At 46.3% G+C, this 15,282-nt stretch carries 8 protein-coding genes and 2 tRNA genes; 7 read left to right on the forward strand and 3 right to left on the reverse strand.

What is annotated here, in order from left to right; translation table 11 throughout:
• Nucleotides 1-13 precede the first annotated feature (13 nt).
• The 5 genes from AC6H1S_RS00405 to AC6H1S_RS00425 all read left to right on the forward strand — a co-directional run bounded on the left by AC6H1S_RS00405 (nt 14) and on the right by AC6H1S_RS00425 (nt 9,640).
• On the forward strand, nt 14-2,866 hold the full coding sequence (locus tag AC6H1S_RS00405) for a PD-(D/E)XK nuclease family protein (RefSeq protein ID WP_497564732.1): 2,853 nt from the start codon (nt 14-16) through the stop codon (nt 2,864-2,866).
• A 76-nt stretch (nt 2,867-2,942) separates the two neighbouring features.
• Nucleotides 2,943-5,339, forward strand: a complete 2,397-nt coding sequence (locus tag AC6H1S_RS00410; RefSeq protein WP_497564733.1) for a glycoside hydrolase family 95 protein — start codon at nt 2,943-2,945, stop codon at nt 5,337-5,339.
• Between the two features lie 43 nt (nt 5,340-5,382).
• Nucleotides 5,383-5,943, forward strand: a complete 561-nt coding sequence (locus AC6H1S_RS00415; protein WP_199140702.1) for a GNAT family N-acetyltransferase — start codon at nt 5,383-5,385, stop codon at nt 5,941-5,943.
• A gap of 157 nt (nt 5,944-6,100) precedes the next feature.
• Complete coding sequence (locus AC6H1S_RS00420) at nt 6,101-7,087, forward strand: pyruvate dehydrogenase complex E1 component subunit beta (RefSeq protein ID WP_199140701.1); 987 nt, start codon at nt 6,101-6,103, stop codon at nt 7,085-7,087.
• Nucleotides 7,088-7,345: 258 nt separating this feature from the next.
• Complete coding sequence (locus AC6H1S_RS00425) at nt 7,346-9,640, forward strand: Tex family protein (protein ID WP_497564734.1); 2,295 nt, start codon at nt 7,346-7,348, stop codon at nt 9,638-9,640.
• 65 nt (nt 9,641-9,705) lie between these two features.
• Here AC6H1S_RS00425 and AC6H1S_RS00430 read toward each other — a convergent pair whose 3' ends face one another.
• Nucleotides 9,706-10,182 (reverse strand): Lrp/AsnC ligand binding domain-containing protein, encoded by a 477-nt coding sequence (locus AC6H1S_RS00430; RefSeq protein WP_199140699.1) that lies wholly within the window; start codon nt 10,180-10,182, stop codon nt 9,706-9,708.
• 182 nt (nt 10,183-10,364) lie between these two features.
• Between AC6H1S_RS00430 and AC6H1S_RS00435 the strand changes: the two genes are divergently transcribed.
• Nucleotides 10,365-10,475 (forward strand) — tRNA-Asp (locus AC6H1S_RS00435).
• Nucleotides 10,476-10,540: 65 nt separating this feature from the next.
• Nucleotides 10,541-10,685: transfer RNA gene (locus tag AC6H1S_RS00440), tRNA-Asp, on the forward strand.
• A gap of 138 nt (nt 10,686-10,823) precedes the next feature.
• Here the strand turns inward: AC6H1S_RS00440 and AC6H1S_RS00445 are convergent.
• Complete coding sequence (locus AC6H1S_RS00445; protein WP_199140698.1) at nt 10,824-12,140, reverse strand: amidohydrolase family protein; 1,317 nt, start codon at nt 12,138-12,140, stop codon at nt 10,824-10,826.
• Nucleotides 12,133-15,165 carry an amidohydrolase family protein gene (locus AC6H1S_RS00450; RefSeq protein WP_497564735.1) on the reverse strand — a complete coding sequence of 1,011 codons (3,033 nt, stop codon included), beginning with the start codon at nt 15,163-15,165 and terminating at the stop codon, nt 12,133-12,135. Before AC6H1S_RS00450 ends, AC6H1S_RS00445 begins: the two co-directional genes overlap by 8 nt.
• Nucleotides 15,166-15,282 lie beyond the last annotated feature (117 nt).

The following is a 15,282-nucleotide window of genomic DNA, read 5'->3' on the forward strand; positions in this document are numbered from 1 at the left end:
TATCTAATAAAGAATGAAGCCATTTTTGCAGGAAGTTGCCGAAGACATCGTAGAGAAATTTGGTGCGCAGTTGCAGCACTGTGCCATTGTTTTCAACAACAAAAGGCCGGCGGCCTATTTGCAGAAATATTTGGCCGATATTATTAAAAAGCCGTTTTTTAGTCCTGCAATCTTCACCATCCAAGAGTTTTTCTCGGAGGCGGTACAAGAAAAAACAGCCGATTTTTACCTGCAGTTCTATACCTTGTTGCAGGTGTATAACGAGCTTTTGCGCGAAGAAGGCCTGGAACCCCTAAGCAGCCACAGGTTTTTCCCCTTGGCCAAAATCATCCTAAGCGACTTTAGCCAAATCGACAACGATTTGGTTGATGCCGACAAGCTTTACCGCGACTTGGAAGATATTGCCGTCATTAATCAGGAATTCGATTACCTCAGCCCCGAACAACACGAGTTTCTGTCGCAGTTTTGGACTTCCTATTCGGAAGGCAAGCATAAAAAACAGCAGGAGCTTTTTATTCAGATGTGGCGGCGCATGCCCAAGCTGTACCATCAGTTTCATGCCCGCTTAAAGGCGCAAAACTTTATCACCAATGGGTATGCCTACAGAACTTTGGCCAATAGCGATATCGTAGCAGTGCCTTTCTTGCAGCATTTTGATCAGGGCAAGCTTATTTTTGTAGGCTTTAATGCGCTAACCAGTGCCGAGGCGCGCTTGTTTGCCAAACTTCAAGAAGCTGGTAAATCGCTTTTCTATTTCGATATAGACAGCTACTACTTCAACGATCCTTTGCAGGAGGCAGGTTTGTTTCTGCGTAAAAACATCAGCCAGTTGCAGCTCCAAAATGCTTTTGCCGATAGGCCGAGTTTGATGCAAAATATGCCCCATCATGTAGACTCTTATCAGATACAAGGCAAAACGGCCCAAGCCAAGCTGTTGAACCATATTTTAGCCGATGATTATGCACAAACCGACCCGATAGGAACAACGGCGGTAATTTTGGCCGACGAAAGCTTGCTGATCCCTGCTTTGCAAACCATACCTCAACAGGTAGGGGAACATACCGTGAACCTCAATGTAACCATGGGTTTTCCGCTGGGTACTTCAAGTGTATACGGCCTGGCCGATTTATGGCTCAGCTCGCAATTGGAAATCCAACAGGAACAGCAAATCAGCTACCAGCAGCTGGCCGCCTTTTTAACTCATCCTTTAACTGGTCTCAGCCAAAAAATGAAGGATAAAGTGCAGACTACCCTCTTGGATGAGAAAATTGCGCACATCGATTACGAAAGGCTGTTGAAGCAAAAAGGGCTTTTCGAAATCTTCTACCAAAAAGTAAAAGGTCCAGAACAAGTAATTAGCCAGCTGCTAACCGTTATGGATTTTCTGCTCAATAGGCTTTCTACCCAAAAATTGCTCAAAAAAATAGATGCCGAACTATTCATCAAAACCATTCAGGAGCTTAACCGCCTGCACGATACCATTGGCAGGCACATTGGCCAAGAAGAAATTGCCTTTGTTTGCGCCTTGGTAAAAAAAGCCTTGCAGGGTATTGCTGTACCTTTGTCGGGCGATCCGCTGAGTGGCATCCAGCTGATGGGCCTACTTGAAACCCGTAACCTGAACTTCGATAAAATCGTTTTCCTGGGCTTTAACGAAGGTATTATTCCCAAATCAACCATCGGAAACAGCTTTATTCCCGATAGCATTCGCCGTGTTTATGGCTTGCCGGTGCTCGAAAATCAGGATGCCATTTCGTCGTACATGGTGTATCGTCTATTACAAAGGGCCAAGCATATCAGTTTTGTCTATAACAGCCTGACAGACGAATCGAATTCAGGCGAGGTAAGCCGGATTTTGAAGCAATTGCAGTACGAAAGCAATTTTACCTTCAGCCATTATGCCCTGAGCCTTAATGTAAAAACAGAACTGGCCAAAGAAATACAGATTGACAAAAGCAACCCGGCCATTCAGGCGGTGCTTCAAAAATACCTCAATAAGGAGCGCGTCCTTTCGCCTTCGGCATTAACCCAATACATTTCCAATCCGATAGATTTTTTCTTCAATTACATTGCAGGCATCAAAGAGCCCAAGGAAGTAAGTGCCGTAGTAGAAGCCAATGAAGTAGGTTCTGTTTTGCACAAGGTGATGGAGTATTTCTATCAAGACCTTAAAAAGGAAATCATCACCAAGGAGCTGATCCAGGTTAAGCGCAAAAAGGTGCCTGCTCTGGTACAACAGGCTTTCGCGACGGTAATGTTCGACAATCCCAATAAGGTTTTGGAGTATTCCGGCATGCAAAAAGTAATCCTGGCCATCGTTGAAGCCTATGTTGAGATTATTTTAAATCAGGATGAGCGCCAGGCACCTTTCCAGATCCTTACCCTAGAGCAAAAGGTAGAAGCTATGGTTTCCTTTCCGTTGAAGGGCCAGGAAGCCAGCGTCAAAATATTTGGCTATATAGACCGTGTTGATGAGAAAGATGGCGTGGTTAAAATTATCGACTATAAAACCGGAAGCGACAAGCTTACGTTCAAAGATGTTCCCGAGCTGTTCAATTCTGATGGCAAGTACATCAATAAGGCGTTGGTGCAAACCTTGCTCTATACCTATGTGTATGAGCAATATGCAGGCAAAACTGCCGTAGAGCCCAACCTGTATGTGGTTAAAACCATGAGCCAGGATGGCACCTGGTTTAAGTCGGGCAAACAGAGCCTCGCCGGCGATTACCTGGAAGAGCTCAAACCCCAGTTTTTGGAGGAATTGCGCAAAAAGCTGACCGAACTTTTCGAAGCGCCATATTTTAAGGCCAGTGCGGTTGAAGACAACTACAAATACTCGATCTACAAAACCTTGTTTGGAAAATAGCCAAAGCCTAGGCTTTGGTAGGTTGTTTTTTACGGGTTTAAACGCTTATATTTAGGCTACCTATATCCAACTACTGATGAAAAAAACTCTTCTCCTCGTGGCCTTGAGCTTGCTATGGGCCAATGCCTTACTCGCCCAAGGCCCAAATGCCCTAAAATTATGGTATACCAAACCGGCCGGTCAGTTTGAGGAAGCCTTGCCTCTGGGCAATGGCCGTTTGGGGGCCATGGACTATGGCGGTGTTAGCAGTGCGCGATTTTCGCTTAATGAAGCCACTTTGTGGGCCGGAGGCCCGGTAAACCCCGACATGAATCCCCGTGCCAAGAACTACCTGCAGCCGGTAAGGGATGCCTTGTTTAGCGAAAACTACAAAAAAGCCGATTCCTTGGTGCGCTTTATGCAAGGCAGCTTTTCCGAATCGTATGCGCCTTTAGGCAATCTGTATATTGATTTTGGCCATCAGGGCGAACCTGTCGACTATAAACGGGAGCTGGATATCCAGAATGCCGTTTCAAAAGTAAGCTATACCCTCAACGGCACCGTTTATACCCGCGAAACCTTTATCTCGCATCCTGATCAGGTGATGGTAATCAGGTTAACGGCAAAAGGTGGCGACAAGCTGAACTTTACCTGCCGTTTCAATAGCCTGTTGCAAGCCAAAACAGCTGTTGAAGCGGGTAGCCTGCATTTTAAAGGCCATGCACCATTCCATGCGGAACCCAATTACCGTAGCCATTTGCCGAGTACGATTGTCAACGACCCGGTAAATGCCATGCGTTTTTCGGCGATGCTCAGGGTGCTGAAAACCGATGGGCAGCAAAATTTGCAAGACAGTACGCTAAAAGTTACGAATGCTACCGAGGCCGTGCTCCTGGTATCGATGGCAACCAGCTTTAACGGAGCCAATAAAAATCCAGGTACGCAAGGCAAAGACGAAGTAGCCTCGGCGGCCGCTTATTTGCAGGCCGCAACGGGCAAAACCTATGCCGAGCTGCTCAAAAAACATACAGCTGATTTCAGGAAATATTTTGATCGCGTACAGCTGGATTTGGGAGATAGGGAAGCAGAAAATTTAACCACAATCGACCGCTTAAACCGTTTCGCATCGGGCAAGAGCGATAACAGTCTCGTAGCTTTGTATTATCAATATGGCCGTTATTTGTTGATCAGTTCATCGAGAGTAGGCGGCTTGCCTCCAAACCTGCAGGGCTTGTGGAACGAATTGGTGCGTCCGCCTTGGAGCAGCAACTACACCACCAATATCAACGCCGAAATGAATTATTGGGGCGTAGAAACGGGCAACCTTTCAGAACTGCACCAACCTTTGCTCGATTTTATTGGCCAGTTGGCCCAAACCGGAGCGATAACAGCTAAAAATTATTACAATGCAGGAGGTTGGGTTTGCCACCACAATACCGATTTATGGGCCATGACCAATCCTGTAGGCGCCTTTGGCGAAGGGAGTCCGCAATGGGCAAACTGGCCAATGGGAGGCGTATGGCTATCGACACATTTGTGGGAGCACTATGCCTTTACCAAAGACGATGCCTACCTGGCCAAACAGGCCTATCCTTTAATGAAGGGAGCAGTACAGTTTTGCCTCGATTTTTTAACTGCTGATCCGAAAGGAAACCTGGTTACGGCACCGTCAACTTCGCCTGAAAATATATACATTACCTCAACAGGTTATAAAGGAAGCACCCTATATGGCAGCACCGCAGATTTGGCCATGATCAGGGAGTTGTTTGCCGATTACCTCAAGGCCACCAAAATATTGGGTGTCGATGCCGATATGCAGCAGTCTGTCAAAACAGCTTTGGCCAAATTGTACCCTTATCAAATTGGCAAAAAAGGCAATTTGCAGGAGTGGTACCACGATTGGGAAGACCAAGACCCGCGCCACAGGCATCTTTCGCATTTGTTTGCCGCTTATCCAGGCTACAGCATTACCAGTTCGCAAACCCCAGAACTGGCCCAGGCGGTAAAGAAATCGCTCGAAATAAGAACCAACGAAGGAACGGGCTGGGCCATAACCTGGCGTATTAACCTTTGGGCCAGGTTGCAAAATGGCGAAAGAGCTTATGATGCCGTAAAAAAAATGCTGCGCTATGTGGGCAAAGATGCCCAGATCAAAATGGGTGGGGGCGGCGTATATGGCAATCTTTTTGGTGCGCACCCGCCGTTTCAAATCGACGGTAATTTTGGCGGAGGCGCAGGCATTGCAGAAATGCTGTTGCAGAGCCATCAGGGCTTTGTTGAGCTTTTGCCAGCCTTGCCTGCCGAATGGGCTGAGGGAGAGGTAAAAGGTTTGGTGGCCCGAGGCGGTTTTGTAGTAGACATGAAATGGAAAAAAGGCAAGCTTGTAAGCAGCAAAATTACCTCAGTTGCTGGCGGAACCTGCAAAGTGAAGTATGGCAACAAGTTCAAAGCGCTGCAAACCGTGGCCGGAAAAAGTTATGCTTTAGAAATTTGATGGATTTTGCTATCATTGGCTTTTCACCCTTAACCCATCAACGATGCTGGTATTAGATTTTCCCGAATTTCCTGTATTAGAAACAGAAAGATTATTGTTGCGCGAACATCGGTCAAGCGATGCCGATATCCTTTTCGATATGCGGACCAATGAAGAGGTTATGCGCTACATCAATCGCCCACGACCTAAAGGCTTGCAAGACGTACAGGACCTGATTGCCTTGATCCAGGAGAATACCTTGGCCGGCAAAAGCCTGCCCTGGGTAATGGCGCTAAAAGATCGGCCTGAACAGATGATCGGCAGTATTGGTTATTGGCGTATTGATTCGGATAACCATAGGGGAGAGTTTGGCTATATGCTGCATCCTGATTACTGGAGGCAGGGCTTTACTTCGGAAGCCGCAAGCAAAACGCTTGCCTTTGGCTTCGAAACCATCGGTTTGCACAGCATGCAGGCCATCATCAGTCCCGATAACGACGCCTCCAGGCAGCTCCTGCTCAAACATGGTTTTGTAAAGGAAGCCTATTTTAAACAGGATTATTACTTTAATGGCCAATTTCTGGATAGCGAAATCTATTCGCTGTTAACGCCTTTAAAAGACTAATATTCTAAGGCGGTTTTTAATGCTCGCCAAATAACAGTTTACACTTGGCGCCTGCGGCTTAGGGTTTCCTCATGGCTAAAGCATCGTGTAATCAAAACACTACTTTAAAATTACGATTCATTAGTTATATTTGCCCTCGGTAATTTTTGAACAAACAATGAGAGAAATCCAATTTAGAGAAGCACTACGCGAAGCATTAAGCGAAGAAATGCGTAAAAACGAGAACATTTTTTTAATGGGCGAGGAAGTTGCGCAATATAATGGTGCATATAAAGTGAGTCAGGGCATGTTAGACGAATTTGGCGATAAACGTGTAATTGATACGCCTATTGCCGAGCTAGGCTTTGCAGGTATTGGTATTGGCGCCGCCATGAACGGCTTGATACCTGTTGTAGAATTTATGACCTTTAACTTCTCTTTGGTAGCCATCGACCAAATTATCAATGGCGCTGCCAAAATATTATCAATGAGCGGTGGACAGTTCTCGGTGCCAATCGTTTTCCGCGGCCCTACCGGTAATGCTGGTCAGCTAGGTGCACAGCACTCTCAGAACTTTGAGAACTGGTATGCCAATTGCCCGGGCTTAAAAGTAGTGGTTCCGGCTACGCCTTACGATGCCAAAGGTTTATTGAAACAAGCTATTTTGGATCCGGATCCAGTAATTTTCATGGAATCGGAAGTGATGTACGGCGATAAAGCCGACGTGCCAGAAGGCGAATACTACATTGAACTAGGCAAAGCCAACGTGGTTAAAGAAGGTACCGATGTAACCATTGTTACTTTTGGCAAAATGCTAACCCGTGCAGTTAACCCTGCGGTTGAAGAATTAGCCAAGGAAGGCATCAATGCCGAGGTAATCGACTTGCGTACTGTACGCCCGATCGATTATGCCACCATCATCAACTCGGTTAAGAAAACCAACCGTTTGGTGATTGTTGAAGAAGCTTGGCCGTTGGCTTCGATTTCTTCAGAAATTGCCTTCAACGTTCAAAAAAATGCATTCGACCACCTGGATGCACCGGTATTGCGGATCACTTGCGCCGATGTGCCGCTTCCGTATGCGCCAACCCTAATCGCCGCCAGCTTGCCAAATGCCGAAAAAGTGGTTAAAGCGGTTAAAGAAGTAATGTACGTTAATAAATAACATGCAGTTGTAGGGTTTTTAAAGCCGTGCAAGTATTAGATAACAGATCCCCTAGGCCAGCTTAGGGGATTTTTTTATTGGGCCAGTACTGGTTTTACTAAGTAACCTGTATTTTTCCATGGCCAAATCGTTTTTGGCTGGCTCCATCAAAGGAAATCATTGTTAAACAAATCAGGTATATCTTTTTCATCAATGAATGATAAAGGGCTAAATATTATTCCATAATAGTTTTAATTTTACGGCTTTCCTAATTAAAATATGAATATCCACGCTAGGCAAATCGCTTCTCAATTAAATATCGCTAACAGTCAGGTTAATGCTACGCTAAGCTTGCTCGACGAAGGGGCTACCGTTCCGTTTATTTCGCGTTACCGTAAGGAACAGACCGGCAGTTTGGATGAAGTGCAAGTGGCTGCCATCCGCGATTTAGCCCAGCAGCTGCGCGAGTTGGACAAGCGCCGCGAGGCTATTCTCAAGTCGTTGGCCGAGATGGAAAAGCTTACGCCAGAGTTGGAGCAAAAAATAAACGAAGCACAAACGCTCTCGGCTTTAGAAGACATTTACCTGCCTTATAAGCCCAAGCGTAAAACCCGAGCTTCGGTAGCGAGGGAGAAGGGTTTGGAGCCTTTGGCCTTGCGCATCCTGTCGCAAAGTCGCATAGAGCCCGCTATCGAAGCCGATGCTTACATCAATACCGAAAAAGGCGTAAACAACGTGGCCGAAGCCTTGGCCGGTGCCAGGGATATCATTGCCGAAATGGTAAGCGAAAACGCCGAAGCCAGAAATAAAATGCGTCATTACTTTATGCAAAAGGCTACTTATAAAACGGTGCTGGCTAAAGGCAAGGAAGAAGAGGGCATTAAGTACAAAGATTATTTCGAGTGGGAGGAAAATGCTAAAACCGCACCTTCGCATCGTGTATTGGCCATGTTAAGGGGCGAAGAAGAGGGCTTTTTAAAGCTTGATGTGCTGCCTCCCGAAGAAGAAGCCATTACCTTGCTCGAAAACCAGTTTATAACCGCCCGCAATGCCTGCGGCGAACAAGTACAACTGGCCATTAACGATGGCTACAAACGCTTGTTGCGTCCTGCAATGGAAACCGAATTGCGGGCAACGATTAAACAAAAGGCCGATACCGAAGCTATCCGTGTATTTGCCGAAAATGCCCGGCAACTGCTCATGGCAGCGCCTTTGGGCCAAAAAAACGTCATGGCCATCGATCCGGGTTTCAGAACAGGCTGTAAAGTGGTTTGTTTAGATAGGCAAGGCAAATTATTAGAAAATACCACCATTTATCCGCATACTGGTCAAGGCAATTTAAAAGATGCCGAATGGCAGGTAAAGCAACTGTGCGATCGATACGAAATAGAAGCCATTGCCATCGGTAATGGTACAGCTGGTCGCGAAACAGAGACTTTTGTGCGTGGCTTGCGCATACCTGAGGTAACCGTGGTTATGGTTAACGAAAGTGGCGCTTCCATTTACTCGGCTTCGCCTTTGGCCAGGGAGGAGTTTCCTGATAAAGATGTAACGGTAAGGGGTGCGGTATCTATCGGCAGGCGCTTGATGGACCCTTTGGCCGAATTGGTTAAGATCGATCCGCGTTCCATAGGGGTTGGCCAATACCAGCACGATGTAGACCAAGGCCAATTGAAACAAAGCTTAGACGATACCGTAATGAGCTGTGTAAATGCCGTAGGTGTTGAGCTGAATACGGCCTCTAAACAGGTATTGGCCTACGTTTCAGGCTTGGGCGAGCAGTTGGCACAAAATATTATCGACTACCGCAATAAAAACGGTGCCTTTAAAAATAGGGAAAGCCTTAAAAAAGTGCCACGTTTAGGCGAAAAAGCTTTTGAGCAGGCCGCTGGCTTTTTGCGCATCCGCGATGCCGAGCAGGTTTTAGACCGAAGCGGGGTGCATCCAGAACGTTACGCGCTGGTTAAACAAATGGCTTCCGATTTGGGTTGCACGGTAAACGACTTGATGAAGGATGGCAACCTGCAAAAACAACTGAACCTGCAGCGATATGTAAGCGCTACAGTGGGTTTGCCTACCTTAAATGATATTGTAAAAGAACTGGCCAAGCCTGGTCGCGATCCACGCGAACAGTTCGAGGTATTTAGTTTTGCAGAAGGCGTAAACTCGATAGAAGACCTTAAAACGGGCATGAAGCTGGCGGGTATTGTTACCAATATTACCAATTTTGGCGCTTTTGTCGATATTGGCGTGCATCAAGACGGACTGGTGCATACCAGCCAATTGGCCAATCGCTATGTAGCCAACCCTAATGAAGTGGTTAAGGTAAGCCAAGTGGTGCAGGTAACCGTGGTTGATGTGGATGTGGCGCGCAAGCGGATTTCCCTATCCATGAAAGAAGATAGCCAAAAAGGGCAAGGCGCAAGGACCGAGGCGAAACCGGTTAACAAAAGTCAAAATGCAAGGCATAACCCTAAACCCCAGCATCAGGCTAAACAAGCTCAGGCCAAGCAAGAAGCCGATGGCGATTTGCAGGCTAAACTGGCCGCGTTAAAAGGATTATTTAATAAGTAGCAAGAATCAACGAAAACTTGTAACAATTGATAATCTAACCGACTAACAACAAACCAACCAACAAACTAGCCCAGTTCGATTTGCCTTTTGATGCTTTCTTCTAATGAGATGAGGGTTTCTGTACGCTGGATGCCTTTTACAGCCTGTATCTCTTCGTTCAGCACATGGCGCAGGTGGTTGGTATCTCTGCAGGTGATTTTGGCAAACATGCTGTACGAGCCTGTGGTGTAATGTAGTTCTACCACTTCCTTGATCTTGCTCAAATGTTCGACCGCATCCTTGTATAACGAGCCTTTTTCCAAATAGATGCCCAAAAAGGCCGTAATGTCGTAGCCTGCTTTTTTGGGGTCGATGATGAGGTGTGAACCTTTGATGATGCCCATATCGCTTAGTTTTTTCATCCTCACGTGTACGGTACCACCCGAAATGATCAGGTCTTTGGCTATTTCGGTATAAGGTTTGGTGGCATCCTGCATCAGGTGGGTCAGGATCTGGATATCCAGGTTGTCAATTTCTAAATTTTGGGTTTCTTTTTTAAGCATAATTTTCTTAAATTTTAATGATACTGCTAATTTATTATAATAATTATAAAAATAAAATAAAAACATTAAAATATTTGCAACATATTGGCTATTTGTCTTATGTTTGTATCAAGCAATTGCCAGTAGGCAGTTCCCAGTTTGCAGTAAACAACTGAAAACTGACAATTGAAAACTTAAAATAATGTAGGGTGGTGAAATTGGCAGACACACCTCCTTGTCTCGGTGGTAGAGAATAATGGGAAATCCAGCAATGGTACAACCACTCTATGAAGGTTCGACTCCTTCCCCTACAGCACCTCAGCTAGCAGTTAACAGTTTGCAACTGGAAACTGAAAATTGTGAACTGGGAATTAAAGAATGTTGGGTGGTGAAATTGGCAGACACACCTCCTTGTCTCGGTGGTGGGGATCATGGGACAAACGCAGTTTATGGGTTGACCACAAATTAATTTTTGAACTGTAGCTAACTACCCCTTGAAGGTTCGACTCCTTCCCCAACAGCCAGTTTTATAAATAATAAGTTAGTTAAGGGAGCGGCTTGAAATTCAAGCTGCTCTTTTTTTTGCCTTAGGTAAAAAAAAGACGCCATGGATTTTTAAGACCCATGACGTCTGATGATGAAAGCTTCGGAAGGCCAATCGGCTATTTTATTCCGTACTTATCGCTGAATTTTTTGTCGAGCTGTTTATGCAGGTTGTCAAGGTTGATAGAACGGCCTTGGATGAAGGCTTCTTCCACCTTGTTACTCTTCATGTCGAGCGCATCGCCTTCCGAAATAAAGAAGGTAGCATCCTTGCCAATTTCCAGGCTTCCGGTAGTTTGATCAACGCCCATGGCCTTGGCGGCATTTAGAGTAATGGTTTTAAGTGCATCTTCCTTGCTCATGCCCCAGGCAGCGGCTGTGCCCGCCATAAAAGGCAGGTTGCGTTGTTGCCAAAATCCATCAATGCTCAACACTACGGTTACCCCTGCATTGCTTAACAAAGCCGCGTTTTTATAAGGCATGTTTACATCGTCGTCGGCGTTGTTGGGTAGGGCGTGTGGCTGTTTAACCACTACGGCTACATTGTTCGATTTGAGGAAATCGGTTAGCAGATAAGCCTCATCGCCACCTACAATAACGGGCGTAATGCCGAATTTTTTGGCAAACATTACCGCACTTACGATATCTTTTTGTGCATTGGCCGTAATGAACAGTTTCTCGCTGCCGTTAAAAACACCTTTCATGGCCGCCATCCGGGTATTGGTTACGGCGGGAGTGGCTTCTGTGTAGGCTTTTGATTCGGTGAAGAACTTATTAAGCTCGGCAATGGCATTTTGGGTACGCTCGTTAGGATCTACGCCACCAGGCGCAGCGCCAAATCGGCCACCGCCACCAAAACCGCCTCTGCCACGTGGGGTAGCTGGCCAGGTCATGTGCATGGCATCTTCTTTTCTGATTGCGGCATCTTCCCAGTTCCAGGCATCTAATTGCACTACCGACGAACTTCCGGAGATGCTGCCGCCTTTTGGCGTAATTTGAGCCATTAAAATACCGTTGCTGCGCAAAGTAGCCGGAACTTTAGAATCGGTGTTATAGGCAATAATAGAGCGGATATGCGCATTGTTTTCGCCCAATTCGTCTTCGTCGATGGTTGCTTTTACCGATTCGATTTCAATCAGGCCCAAATTGGTAATGGGGGCAATAAAACCAGGATAAATATGCTTGCCGCTTGCCGTAATCAATCGGGCATCGTTGGTGCTGAATTTTACGGTAGTGGCATCGCCTATGCCGGTAATTTTGCCTTTATCAAAGGTGAGGTAGCCATTTTCGATTACCTTGCCGTTGCCGGTATGGATAGTCGCGCCCATTACAATAATTTTTTGGCTTTGGGGCTTAGCCGGAGAAATGTTGGCCTGCCCATAAGCCAAAGTACTGCTGGCGAACAGGGCTATTGCAGTGCTGATATATTTATTCATGATTGTGTTCTCCTTCCATTTGGTTCATTTCTGCCCAATAATCTTCCTGGGTTTCGCAGGCATACAATCTTGGCGGCCTTTCGCCAAATGCGCGCTGCGTACGTGCACCAGCATTTTTGCTTTCCAAAAGCTTTTGTATAAGGCGCGCTTTTTCTGCCTGCTGTGTTTTTTGAGTTTGTGCATCGCGGTCTATGTCCCAATAGGCAATACCGTCGACAAAGGTTTTTTCGGCTTTGGCATAGATAGAAAGCGGGTTGGCCGACCAAACCACTACATCGGCATCCTTGCCTGGTTTTATACTGCCTACTTTGTTGTCGATGTGCAACATACGGGCAGGATTAAGGGTTACAAATTTCAAGGCTTCTTCTTCTGGTACGCCACCGTACAATACCGCCTTACCGGCTTCTTGGTTTAGCCTGCGTGCCATTTCGGCATCGTCAGAGTTAAAAGCGGTGGTGATACCCACGTTGTGCATGATTTTTCCGTTGTAAGGAATGGCTTCCTGTACTTCCATTTTGTAGGCCCACCAATCGGAAAAGGTTGAGCCTGCAATGCCATGCGCCTTCATTTTGTCGGCCACTTTATAGCCTTCTAAAATGTGGGTAAAGGTGTTGATCTTGAAGCCCAGGCTATCGGCTACATGGATCAGCATGTTGATTTCGCTCTGTACATAAGAGTGGCAGGTGATGAAGCGCTTGTTATTTAAAATCTCCACAATCGCATCCAATTCTAAATCCCTGCGTACGTTGTTGCCTTTTACGGCCAATGCTTTTTCGTATTCCTTGGCACGGGTAAACTCGTCCACATAAGTTTGCTCAACGCCCATGCGGGTTGCCGGAAAACGTTGGTTGTTTTGGGCCGAGCTTTGTTTTACATTTTCGCCCAAGGCAAATTTGATGAAGCCATCGCTGCCTGCGAATTTGAGTTCTTCAGGTGTTTTGCCCCAGCGCAATTTGATGAGCTGCGTTTGTCCACCGATAGGATTTGCCGAGCCATGCAGGATGTGCGAAGTCGTTACCCCACCTGCCAACTGGCGATAAATGTTAACGTCTTCAGAGTTGATGACATCGGCAATGCGCACCTCGGCCGAAACCGATTGGGCACCTTCGTTGATGCCGCCACTGGCCGCAATGTGCGAGTGCTCGTCAATTAATCCGGCAGTAATGTGTTTGCCGGTCGCATCAATGACCTTGGCATTGCCTGCCGATAAGTTCTTGCCTACAGCCTTGATTTTGCCGCCTTCTAAAAGCACGTCGGCGTTTTGCAGAATGCCTTCTTTTTCGTTGGTCCAAACTGTTGCGTTCTTAAGTAATACAGCTTCCTGTGTAGGCAAGGTTGCGGTGCCGAAAGCAATAAACGGAAAGATTACCGAGCCATTGTTGATAGCTGGCTTAGGTTCTTCGCGTTTTGGGGCTTCTTTGGCGGCTTCCTTAAAGGTGCCGTTCCAGGCTCCTGCCGGACTAGAATTCAAAATCACATCGCCTTTAAAGGTTAATGGGCTGGCGCTGGTTAAATAACCGCTCAAGCGAACATCGCCAACCGGATTTTTCTTCAGGTTAAAGGTAATGGTTACCCAATCGCCAGTGCGGCTAAAAGTAGCGTTGGTTTTTACGCTGTCGGCGCCCAAACGCTCAATGGCTGCGGTCGATCCGCCGTTTGTGCCTGTAATTTTTAGCAGGGTAGTACCTACGCCATCGATGTTGAGGCTGTAGGTGCCACGCAAGTCGGTTACATCCATTTTGTTAACCACAAAGCGTTTGCCCTGTACCCAGTTTTCGAAAATGATGTTGCCTGGTTTAAAGATGTTGTCTGAAGTGATGAGGAAGTTGGCCAATTTGCCTTTTTCGAGCGTGCCTACTTTATCACCGATGCCCAAAAGCCCTGCAGGGATTTCGGTAACAGCCATTAAGGCTTGTTTTTCGGTTAGTCCGTTGGTAATTGCTTGCGTCAAATTAGTCCAGAAATCTTTAGGGGTTTCGAGGCCGAAAGTAGTGAGGGCAAATTTAACGCCTGCTTTTTCCAGCACGCCCGGGTTGGTTGGGGCCAGCTCCCAGCCTTTTAATTGGGCAAGGCTCAGGTTGCGGGCTTCTGTAGGGTCTTCTACGTCAAAAGCCTTAGGGAAGTTGACCGGGATGATCAACGTAGCACCTGTGGCTTTAACGGCATCGATGCGTTGGTATTCGTCGCCGGTAGATTTGATGATAAATTGTTTGTTGAATTCTTTTCCGATTTTATCAACGCGCAAAATATTGGCCCAGCCATCGGCTTCAAAAAGCTGTGGCAAGCTTTGTTGTTTGTTGAATTGCTCTAAAGAAATATTGTATTCTTCTTTTTGGTTTTTGTACCAGTTGGCATCCAAATAGGTTTGGCGCAGCAAGGCGATAGAACCCATTAATGAAGACGGATAGTCATTGGTAGAAGTACCGCGGTTAAACGAGTAGTTGGCTGCACTCTGGTCGTTCAGCATCACTTCGTTTTCCTTGCCATCGTTTAGGGTAACGGCGGCGGAGGTACCACGTGCAATACCATCGCGACTGATGACGTTTACGCTCCCGAAACCGGCTTTGCGCAGGTCGTCTGCCTTTTTGGTATCGATGGTGAAGATGCTTTTCACTTCCACTTCGGGGCGGATGCTTTCATTCCATCCGTAAGCTCCTTTTTTGGTAGAGGTAAAAACCGACTGGCGTCCAAAGAAACCGCCTGCAGCCTGGGCGCGCTGTGCTTCTGGAATGCCATAAGTGGTAAAGGCATCGATAAGCGAAGGATAGATGTATTTTCCTTTCAAATCAATCACCACATAACCTTTCGGAATTGCGGTGCCAGTGCCTACCGACTGGATGGTTTGGTTTTTGATCAGCAATACGCCATTGCTGATCGTTTGATTGGCGTTAACTACAATGTTCGCATTGGTAAAAGCGTACAATCCTGGTCTGATGTCGAAAGAACCGTTAACGGGATAAGTCTGCTGTGCAAACAAAAATGCAGTAGAAAGCACCAGCGCGAGCGCGAGTAGAATTTTCTTCATAATTGTTGTTAAGTTAAGACCTTAAAGCTATTGATAAATAAAGATTTATACCTTACCTAACTTTTATTTTACATTTTCGGCGCAATAAATTACTAAAGCCGATGGTAGTTGTTTTTA

The sequence above is a fragment of the Pedobacter sp. TM02 genome (assembly GCF_059705275.1).